This is a genomic window from Kineosporia sp. A_224 (genome assembly GCF_002198655.1).
GTDB lineage: Bacteria > Actinomycetota > Actinomycetes > Actinomycetales > Kineosporiaceae > R-H-3.
The window spans coordinates 20,704-29,645 of sequence record NZ_MWLN01000150.1 but is presented as its reverse complement, the minus strand read 5'-3'; the positions used below and the strand labels follow the sequence as shown (position 1 = coordinate 29,645).

At 76.8% G+C, this 8,942-nt stretch carries 7 protein-coding genes and 1 pseudogene; 6 read left to right on the top strand and 2 right to left on the bottom strand.

Going from position 1 to position 8,942, the window contains the following annotated elements; translation table 11 throughout:
• Positions 1 to 102: 102 nt before the first annotated feature.
• Together EDJALFJO_RS13295 and msrA are read left to right on the top strand one after the other, a co-directional pair.
• Positions 103 to 1,647, top strand: coding sequence for a PLP-dependent aminotransferase family protein (locus EDJALFJO_RS13295; protein WP_088285952.1), 1,545 nt, complete (start codon positions 103 to 105; stop codon positions 1,645 to 1,647).
• 191 nt (positions 1,648 to 1,838) lie between these two features.
• Positions 1,839 to 2,483 carry a peptide-methionine (S)-S-oxide reductase MsrA gene (gene msrA / locus EDJALFJO_RS13290; RefSeq protein ID WP_088285962.1) on the top strand — a complete coding sequence of 215 codons (645 nt, stop codon included), beginning with the start codon at positions 1,839 to 1,841 and terminating at the stop codon, positions 2,481 to 2,483.
• A 68-nt stretch (positions 2,484 to 2,551) separates the two neighbouring features.
• On the opposite strand, the gene EDJALFJO_RS13285 is transcribed toward msrA, so the two are convergent.
• Both EDJALFJO_RS13285 and EDJALFJO_RS13280 read right to left on the bottom strand, forming a co-directional pair.
• Entirely contained in the window at positions 2,552 to 3,493 is a 942-nt protein-coding gene (locus EDJALFJO_RS13285; protein ID WP_088285950.1) for a ribose-phosphate pyrophosphokinase, read from the bottom strand.
• 67 nt (positions 3,494 to 3,560) lie between these two features.
• Positions 3,561 to 4,670 (bottom strand): DNA glycosylase AlkZ-like family protein, encoded by a 1,110-nt coding sequence (locus EDJALFJO_RS13280; protein WP_088285948.1) that lies wholly within the window; start codon positions 4,668 to 4,670, stop codon positions 3,561 to 3,563.
• A gap of 97 nt (positions 4,671 to 4,767) precedes the next feature.
• On the opposite strand from EDJALFJO_RS13280, the gene EDJALFJO_RS13275 reads away from it, so the two are divergent.
• The 4 genes and pseudogenes from EDJALFJO_RS13275 (at position 4,768) to EDJALFJO_RS13260 (ending at position 8,941) form a co-directional block, all read left to right on the top strand.
• Entirely contained in the window at positions 4,768 to 5,673 is a 906-nt protein-coding gene (locus EDJALFJO_RS13275) for a sucrase ferredoxin (protein WP_143448554.1), read from the top strand.
• Positions 5,674 to 5,911: 238 nt separating this feature from the next.
• Positions 5,912 to 6,469, top strand: a pseudogene (locus EDJALFJO_RS35600) (hypothetical protein); the annotation flags it as partial.
• A 250-nt stretch (positions 6,470 to 6,719) separates the two neighbouring features.
• Positions 6,720 to 7,799, top strand: a complete 1,080-nt coding sequence (locus tag EDJALFJO_RS13265) for a hypothetical protein (RefSeq protein WP_088285942.1) — start codon at positions 6,720 to 6,722, stop codon at positions 7,797 to 7,799.
• A 14-nt stretch (positions 7,800 to 7,813) separates the two neighbouring features.
• Entirely contained in the window at positions 7,814 to 8,941 is a 1,128-nt protein-coding gene (locus EDJALFJO_RS13260) for an amidoligase family protein (protein WP_198950260.1), read from the top strand.
• Position 8,942: the final 1 nt, after the last annotated feature.

The following is an 8,942-nucleotide window of genomic DNA, read 5'->3' as shown; positions in this document are numbered from 1 at the left end:
TCCGGGCTGTCGGGGCGGGCGGTGTCGGGGGTTGCGCTCACCCGTCCAGGGTCGTCGAGAAGTGGCCTTGCATTCCATAGCCACCTCGCGGACAGTGGCTGCATGCCCGACGTCGCCGTCAGCTCCGCCGTCCGCCCGGCCGCCCGCCCGGCCCGCCGGGTCGGCGTCCGCGAGCTCGTGCCGCTCCTCGCCGGCTGGCAGGACCGGCCGGGCGTCCCCGGCTACCAGGCGCTGGCGGACCGGCTCCGGCTGCTCGTGCTCGACGGGCGGCTCCCGGTACACGCCGTCCTGCCGTCCGAGCGGGCGCTCGCGACGGCGTCCGGGACGAGCCGGACGACGACCACCGCCGCCTACCGGGCGCTGCGCGAGGCCGGTTTCGCCGCCGCGGGGCAGGGCGCCGGCACCTGGACCGCGCTGCCCAACGAGCCCGCTCCCCCGTCCGGCGACCCGGCAACGCTGCCGTGGCCGGTGACGACGACCGGCCGTCGCGGCACCGCGGACGGCCGCGGCGACCTGTCGAGCGCGGCGCTCGAGGCGCCGCCGCAGGTGCACGCGGCGTACGTCGCCGCGCTCGCCGACCTGCCGCGCTACCTGCCCGGCCACGGCTACGTGACCGCCGGGCTCGACGTGCTCCGCGAGCGCGTCGCCGCCCGGTACACCGCGCGCGGTCTGCCGACCGCCCCCGACGAGGTGCTCGTCACCTCGGGGGCGATCCACGGGCTGCGGCTCGTGCTCGGCGAGACCGTCGCCCGGGGTGACCGGGTGCTCGTCGAGAGCCCGACGTACCCGCTCGCGCTCGACGTCGTCCGGCGGGCCGGCGCCCGGCCGGTCGCGCTGCCCGTCGAGGACGGCTGGGACCCGGACGCCGCCGCGGAGGCGCTGCGCAGCACGGGCGCCCGGGCGGCCTACCTCATGCCGGACTTCCAGAACCCGACGGGCGCACTCATGGCGGACGACGTCCGGGAGCGGCTCGCGGACGTCCTGGTGCGCGCGGGCTGCCTCGTCGTCGTCGACGAGACGACCGCCGACCTCGACCTGCGCGGTCCGGGGGCCGTGGCACCGGCGCCGTTCGGGGCCGGCCGGCGGCCCGGGCCGGGCGCGGGCGTCGTCCACCTCGGGTCGTCGAGCAAGACGTTCTGGGGCGGGCTGCGGGTCGGCTGGGTCCGCGCGGACCGCGCGCTCGTGCAGCGGCTCACGGTCGCCCGGGCCGCGGACGACCTGGCCTCCCCGCTCGTCGAGCAGCTCGCGACGGCGCACCTGCTCGACGTCGTCGACACGTTGCTGCCGCAGCGGCGGGCGCTCGTCGCCGCCCGCTGCGCGGCGCTGCGCGGCGCTCTCGCCGAGCGGCTGCCGCAGTGGGAGGCGCCGGTGCCGGCCGGCGGCCTCGTGCTGTGGTGCCGGCTGCCCCTGCCGCGCAGCAGCGCGCTCGCCGCGGCCGTGCGGGACCTCGGGGTCACCGTGACGCCGGGACCCCGGTTCGGCCCGGACGGCGCGTTCGAGTCCCGGCTGCGGATCCCGTTCGCCCGCCCCGAGGCCGACCTCGTGGCCGCCGTCGGGCTGCTCGCCCGGGCCTGGCACGGCGGTGCGGTGCCGGGCGCGGCCGGTGCGGGCGCCGTCCCCGCCGGCGCGGGACCGGCGGCGCTGTGAGCCCGCGGCCCGGCACCGGGACCTGCTCCGAGGTGTAACGGCGGGGCCGCCGGGCGACACTGACGGGGGCGCCCACCTCGCCGGCCGGGAACCACCCGGCGGCCGGGCGTGTTGGCACCGTTGCCCGCCGATGCGGCGGGAGTTGTGAGAGGCAGGAGATCGCAGTGTTCGGTTCGCGCTTGAAGACGACGATGGTCACCGCCGACGACGCCCTGAAGGGGCGCGACGCCCGGCCGTTCGCCGTGCCCGCGCGGCACGCCGTCCTCGGCACCCCGCTCGAGGGCCCGTGGCCCGAGGGCACCCAGGTCATCTACGTCGCCATGGGCTGCTTCTGGGGCGCCGAGAAGGCGTACTGGAACCTCCCGGGCGTCGTGACGACCGCCGTCGGGTACCAGGGCGGCTTCACGAAGCACCCGACGTACGAGGAGACGTGCACCGGCCGCACCGGGCACACCGAGACGGTCCTCGTCGCGTACGACCCGGCCAAGGTCACGACGGAGAAGGTCCTCCAGACGTTCTGGGAGCACCACGACCCGACCCAGGGCTTCCGCCAGGGCAACGACCTCGGCACGCAGTACCGCTCCGCGGTCTTCTGGACGACGCCCGAGCAGGAGGCCGCGTACCGCGCGACCCGTGAGGCGTACCAGAAGCGCCTGTCGGAGAAGCGGTTCGGCGAGATCACGACCGAGGGCCGCCCCGCCGCCGAGGCCGGCCCGTTCTACTACGCCGAGGGCGACCACCAGCAGTACCTCGACAAGGTGCCGTGGGGCTACTGCCCCGACCACGGCACCGGGGTCAGCTGCCCGATCGGCCTGGGCGTGACGTCCACCGACTGACCCTGCTGCGGGGTAACCCCGGCGGCATCGTGCCGCTGGGGTATCCCCGCAAGCGTCCGGACGGCGCGTCAGGCGTCGAAGAGGGCGCTGACCGACTCGCCGTTGTGGATCCGGCGCACCGCCTCGGCGAGCGCGGGTGCGATGGACAGCACCCGGAGCTTCTCGGTGACCCGCTCGGGCGGGATCGGGACCGTGTTCGTGCAGACGATCTCGAGGACGTCCTCCTGCTCGGAGAGGCGCTTGAGGGCGTCGGTGGAGAACAGGCCGTGGGTGCAGGCGACGCGGATCGAGCGCGGGCCCAGGTCGCGGAGCATCCGCAGCAGCTCCAGGACCGTGCTGCCCTTGGCGATCTCGTCGTCGAGGATGATGACGTCGCGGTCGGCGATCTCGCCGATGACGTCGCTGATCTGCACCCGGTCGTCGGGGAAGCGCTGCTTGGCGCCAGCCGCGACGTGCGCGCCGATCATCCGGGCGAACGCGGCCGCCTCCTTGGCGTTGCCGAGGTCGGGCGAGACGACGGTGGTGCGGCTCAGGTCGTACTGCCGGAAGTGCTGGGCGAGCTCGCGCAGCGCGTGCAGGTGGTCGACGGGCACCGAGAAGAACCCGTGCACCTGGGGCGAGTGCAGCGTGACGGCGAGCACCCGGTCTGCACCGGCGGTCTTGAGCAGGTCCGCGACGAGCCGGCCGCCGAGCGAGATGCGCGGGGTGTCCTTCTTGTCCGACCGGGCGTAGGCGTAGTGCGGCATGACGACGGTGATCCGGGCCGCCGACGCCCCACGGGCCGCGTCGCACATGAGGAGCAGCTCGACGAGGTTCTCCTGCGTCGGCGCGACGAGCGGCTGCACGAGGAAGACGTCCCGTTCGCGGCAGTTCGCCTGCAGCTGCACCTCGAGGCAGTCGTTGGCGAACCGGCTGACCCGCACGCCGCTCTGCGCGACCCCCAGGTGCTCGCAGAGCTCGGCGGTCAGCTCCGGATGCGCACTGCCGCCGAATACGACGATGTCCTTCACACCAGTCCCCGCAGGTAGTGATCGGTGGGCGGTGCCATCGTAGGCGGGCGCGCGGCGGGCGCGGCCGTCAGGCCCCCGGCAGCGTCACCCCGAGCCCCAGCCACCGGGCCAGGCTCTTCAGCTCGGCCCGCACCGCGGCCGTCATCGCCCTGGTGAAGGGGACGTCCTCGTGGACGGCGTCGACCCGCAGCACCCCCGCGGCGCGGTCCCCGGTCGCGTCGACCTTGCCGACGAGCCGGTCCTGGTGCAGCACCGGGAGCGCGAAGTAGCCCCAGCGGCGCTGCGCCGCGGGCTTGTACATCTCGAGCTGGTACTCGAACCCGAAGATCTCCAGGGCCCGCCGGCGGTCGTGGACGAGCCGGTCGAACGGCGACAGGAGCGCCGTCCGACCGGTGAAGGGCGCGTCGAGGTAGGCCGGGTCGACGCGCCACGTGCCCTTGACCCCTTCGACGACGGCCGGCTCCCCCGCCGAGCCGACGTGCTGCGGCTCCATCGGGTGCTCGGGGGCCTTCGCCCGCGCGATGCCCAGCGCCCGCAGCCGGCGCTCGTCGCACTGCCGGGCGGCCTCCTCGGCCGGGACCGCGGGGACGTCGGGGTACACCCGGGACGCGAGGTCCCACAGGCGTTCGCGGCCCTGCCGGCCCGCGACGGCGACCTCGCCGCGGGCGACCATCGCGCCGAGGAGCTTCTCGACGTTGCGGCCGTCGGTCCACCCCGTGGAGCGCCACGGGACGGCGCACGTGTCGGGCAGGTCGCGCATGAGCAGCGGCCCCGAGCCCTCCAGCCGGGCGAGGATGTCGCGCCGGCACGCGTCGTTGGCCCCGACCCACGCGATCCGGCCCTGCTGCCAGGGCCGCAGCTCGCCACGGCCGGGCCAGTCGGCCATGTCGGCGGCGAAGAGCGCGACGTCCTCGGCGGGCCGGACCAGCGACTCGAGCTCGACGAGGTCGCGCCGGTCGAGCGCGGCGCGCAGGTCGGCCGGGGCGTAGCCGGCGCCGAGCCGGCTCCACGCGACGAGGTCGGCGTTGGGCGCCACGGAGGCGGTCGGGTCGAGCTGGAGGAACGTCAGGTGCCGGACGAGCCCGACGAGGTCTGCCGGACGGTCGGCCTCGAGCAGCTGGGCCCGGACGGCGACCCGGCGGGCGTCGGCCCGGCTCAGCCTGTGCGGCGCGGTCACCCGCGCAGGCTAGCCCGGCGGTCCGACGACGCCGCCCGACCGCACGGTCGCAGCACCCGCGCGCCGGGGACGCGCACGCGGCTGATGGACTGTGCCGGTGAACGGGATCTTCTGCGTCGACGGCGCGGCCGCCGAGCCGCTCGCCGGGACCGCGCCGCACCGGCCCGTGTGGGCGCTCGTCGAGCACCCCGGACCGTGGGGCCGGGAGGCCGTGCTCGACGCGCCGTGGCCGGACGACGGCACGGGGGCGGCGCTCGCGGCGCTCACCGACGGGGCAGGGGTCCGGGTCGTCCTCGGACGGCGGCCCGGCGCCGGCGAGCGCGGGGCACCGCAGCGGCCGGCCGTCGTCCTCGCCCGGTACGGCCCGGGCGGCTGGGCGGCGACCACGACCCTCGACGCACCGGCCGACCTGCTCGGCCTCGACTGGGCCGGGCTCGCCGCGGCACCGGCCGCACCCGCGGGCTGGACCGACCCGGGCCCGGTGTGGGGCATCTGCACGCACGGCACCCGGGACGCCTGCTGCGCCCGGCTCGGCCGCCCGCTCGCCCAGGCCTTCGCCGCCCTCGAGCCGGCCGGCACCTGGGAGATCTCGCACTCCGGCGGCCACCGGTTCGCGGGCGTCGCGCTCGACCTCGCGGCCGGTCTGGTCTACGGCCGGGTCGGGACCCCGGACGCCGCGACGCTCGTGCGCGCGCACGGCGAGGGCCGCGTCGTCCGGCACCTGCTGCGCGGGGCGCTGCACCGGACGCCGCCGGCCCAGGCCGCCGAGGCGGCCCTGCGCGACCGCCTCGACGAGGACCGGCTCGCCGCCCTGACGCTGCTCGACGAGGCGGCCGCACCAGGAGGCGGCCGGGCCAGCACCTGGCGGCACACGACGGCGGACGGTGCGACGACGTGGCGGGTCACGGTCGCCGAGGAGCCGCTCCCGCCCCGGCCCGCGTCCTGCGGGAAGGCTCCCGAGGCGGCGAGCGCCTGGCGGCCGCTGACGGTCGACGCCGTCTGACGTCCTCGGTGGACAGGAGACGAACAGGCCCGTTCATCTCGGTGACGTAGGGTCGACGGATCACTGGTGCACCACCGAAGGAGCCCCCCGTGGCACGCAAGAGCAACAAGCGCACCGTGACCCCCGAGGCAGCAGCCGAGCGCGCCGGGCGCCGCGCCGCGAAGGCCGCCGAGACCGCCGCGGCCGGTGCCGCCGTCGACGCGGAGGGCGGAGACCCGGGCCTTGCGGTCGGCGAGGNTCGACGGCGGCCGCGGCCGGTGCCGCCGTCGACGCGGCGCAGGCCGCCCTCGCCGACCGCAAGGCCCGGGTCTCCGCCCTCCGCGTCGAGGTCTCGGCCCTGTGGACCGCGCTCGCCGAGGCCGCGACCGGCCTCGCGACCGCGACGAAGGAGCGCGACGCCGCGCGCAAGACGCTCAAGCGGGCGCGGCAGGCGGCGGCCGCCTTGGCCGCGGCGGCCGGGAAGGCCGCGGCCAAGGCGCCCGCCGAGCCCCAGGCCGACGTCCCCGAGCCCCCGGCGCCGGTCGCCGAGGTGGTCGAGGCCGCCGAGCCCGTCGAGGTGGTGGTCGTCGCCGAGCCCGTCGAGACCGTCGAGCCGGCAGAGCCCGTCGAGGCCGTCGCGCCCGAGCCCGAGGCACCCGCGGCGCCCGTGACCACGAAGACCGCTGCCGCGCGCAGGACGACGACCCGCCGGACGACCACGTCGACGACCACGTCGACGACCCCGCGGACCCCGCGGACCCGGCGCCCGGCGGCCTCGCCCGCGACCGTCTCCCCGGCGACCGTGCAGCCCGAGTAGGCCCGAGGAGCCCGAGCCGGCACCGCCCGCGACGGCCGTCCGCGCCGTCGCGGGCACCGGGACGCGCGTACAGACGCGCGTCCCGGCCCCTGCGTTGTCCTGCCGCCCCATGAAAAGGGTCACGCGGTCCCGGACGACACCGGCCGCAACCCTTCGGCCCTCCGCCGCGTGAGTGGTGCATCACGGTCGCAGCAGCGGCCGGACCACACGACAGGTCCCGCTCGGGGGACCTCACGCAGGGGGAGATCCCATGTCGCACAACACCTCCGGCCCGGAGCGGGGCATCGTCTGCCGGTTCCGCTCGATGCCGCGCAGCCTCGGGTTCGCGCTCCTCGCCGTCCCCGTGACGGCCGCCGCCGTCGGCACCTTCGGGGTGCTCCCGGCGAACGCGCACGACACCCGGACCCAGCAGGTGGCGCAGCGCTCGGCGCCCGCCACGGCCACGCCGGCGTCCGGCCCGGCGTCCGCGAGCACCGCGCCGAAGAAGCCCGCCACCGGCCGCGCGGACGACGGCCGCTCCGCGAAGAAGGACGCCGACGACGAGGCCGGCGACGACCGCAGGCACGGCCGCGACAAGGACGACGACCGGCACCACGGGCACCACCAGAAGTACACGGCCGAGGAGGCGCTGGGGGCGTTCTTCGACGCCGGCTACCTCTACGAGGACGCCGTGGCCCTCAAGCGCGCCTGGCACAGCAAGGCCGACGTGAGCGACGTCAAGGTGCGCGCGGGCCGCAAGCTCCTCGCCGGCCGCGACCTCCCGGTCGACCCGAGCGGCACCCCCGCGACGGAGCAGGAGATCGCCGAGCGCGCCGCCCTCGACGCCTACCTCGACGCCGGCTTCGACTCCGACGACGCCGACCTGCTCGCCCTGCTGTGGGGTCCGGAGACCGACGCCTACGAGGCCAAGGTGCTCGCCGGCTCCAAGCTGCTCGCCGGTGGCGAGGTGCCGATCGAGCACGGCCAGACGGCCTGGTCGGTCTCCGACGACGCCGCCCGCGCCGCCTACTTCAACAACGGCTACGACTACGCCGACGCCCTCGTGCTCGCGGACGTCTGGTCCGGCGTCGCCGACCTCGCCGACGTCAAGGCGAACGCCGGTCACAAGATCCTCGACCGGCTGCCGCTGCCCGGCGGCGTCCTGCCCTTCGACGGCGACCAGGCAGACGCCGGTCAGCAGGCGGCGCTCGACGCGTTCTTCGCGGCCGGTTACGACTACGACGACGCGGTCGCGCTGGCGCGGATCTGGGGCGGGATCGACCCGTTCGACGCGAAGGTCATGGCCGGCGACAAGCTCATCGCCGGCATCGACCTGCCCGTCGCGGCCTGAGCGCGAGGGTCGGCGTGACGATCGTGACGACGGTCCGCACGGGCGGCGACGTCGACCCGGCCTCCCCGCGGTCCGGTGGCGCGGGCCACCGGACCGCGGGGGGCGCCCCCGCCCGGCTCGCGCTGCGCACCGGGTTCGAGCTCGAGCTCCTCGCCCCCCGCGGGGCGAGCCGGGCCGACCTCGCGGCCGAGGTCGCCGCCCGCTGCGGCGGCACCGTCCGGCGCTTCTTCCACACCGACTCCGAGCCCTCGCTCGTCCCGGGCATGGGGTGGTTCATCCACCTCACACCAGGGTTCGAGGTGCTCGGGCCGGACGGCGCACCGCGCTGCCGGCTCGTCGACGACATCACGCTGCGGGCCGACCTCGACCGCCGGGCCCCGGCCCGGGCCGGGTGGTACCGGGTGCTCGGCGACGAGCCGCGGCTCATGCGGCTCGTCCACCGGCTCGCGGACCCGCAGGCGTCGCGGGAGTCGGTGCTCGACCCGCTCGCGGCGGTCTTCGGGGTCGCGCCGCGGCTCGCCGGGGACGTCGTCGTCGTGGACGACCCGGCGGGCGCGACGGTCGCCATGGCGGCGCCGATGCCCGGCGAGCGGGAGCGGGCCTGCGAGGTGGTCACGCCACCCCTCACGGCCGACCACGCCGCCCACCTCGACGCGCTCCTGGCACCCGCCCGCGACCTCGGCTTCACCGTCCCCGTCGAGGCCGCCGTCCACCTGCACGTCGACGCCGCACCGCTGCGGGACCCGGCGACGTTCGCCAACCTCGTGCGCCTGTTCTCGGCGTGGCGGGAGCCGCTGCGGACGGCGCTGCGCACCAACCCCGCCTGCACCCGGCTCGCCCCGCTGCCGGACGCCGTCGTCGCCTACGCCGCCGGCCCGCTCGCGCCCGACTGGGAGACCCTGCGCGCGGCCGTCGCACCGATGGGGCTGAAGAAGTACGCGGACGTCAACCTCACCAGCCTCGTGACGCCGCGTGCGGACAAGGACACCGTCGAGATCCGCTGCCTGCCGGGGATGCTCGGCACCGAGGAGGTGGTGGCTGCTGCCGCACTGGTCGAGCGCCTCCTCGCCCGCTGCCGCGACCCGCGGCCGATCGGGGCGCCGCGGCCCGGCGCCCGGATCGAGGACGTGCTCGGCGGCTGAG

What these genes read in the sequence shown, in the direction of transcription:
- msrA (WP_088285962.1), top strand. Translation starts at nt 1,839, where the DNA reads ATGGTCACCGCCGACGACGCCCTGAAGGGGCGCGACGCCCGGCCGTTC.
- EDJALFJO_RS13295 (WP_088285952.1), top strand. Translation starts at nt 103, where the DNA reads ATGCCCGACGTCGCCGTCAGCTCCGCCGTCCGCCCGGCCGCCCGCCCG.
- EDJALFJO_RS13265 (WP_088285942.1), top strand. Translation starts at nt 6,720, where the DNA reads ATGTCGCACAACACCTCCGGCCCGGAGCGGGGCATCGTCTGCCGGTTC.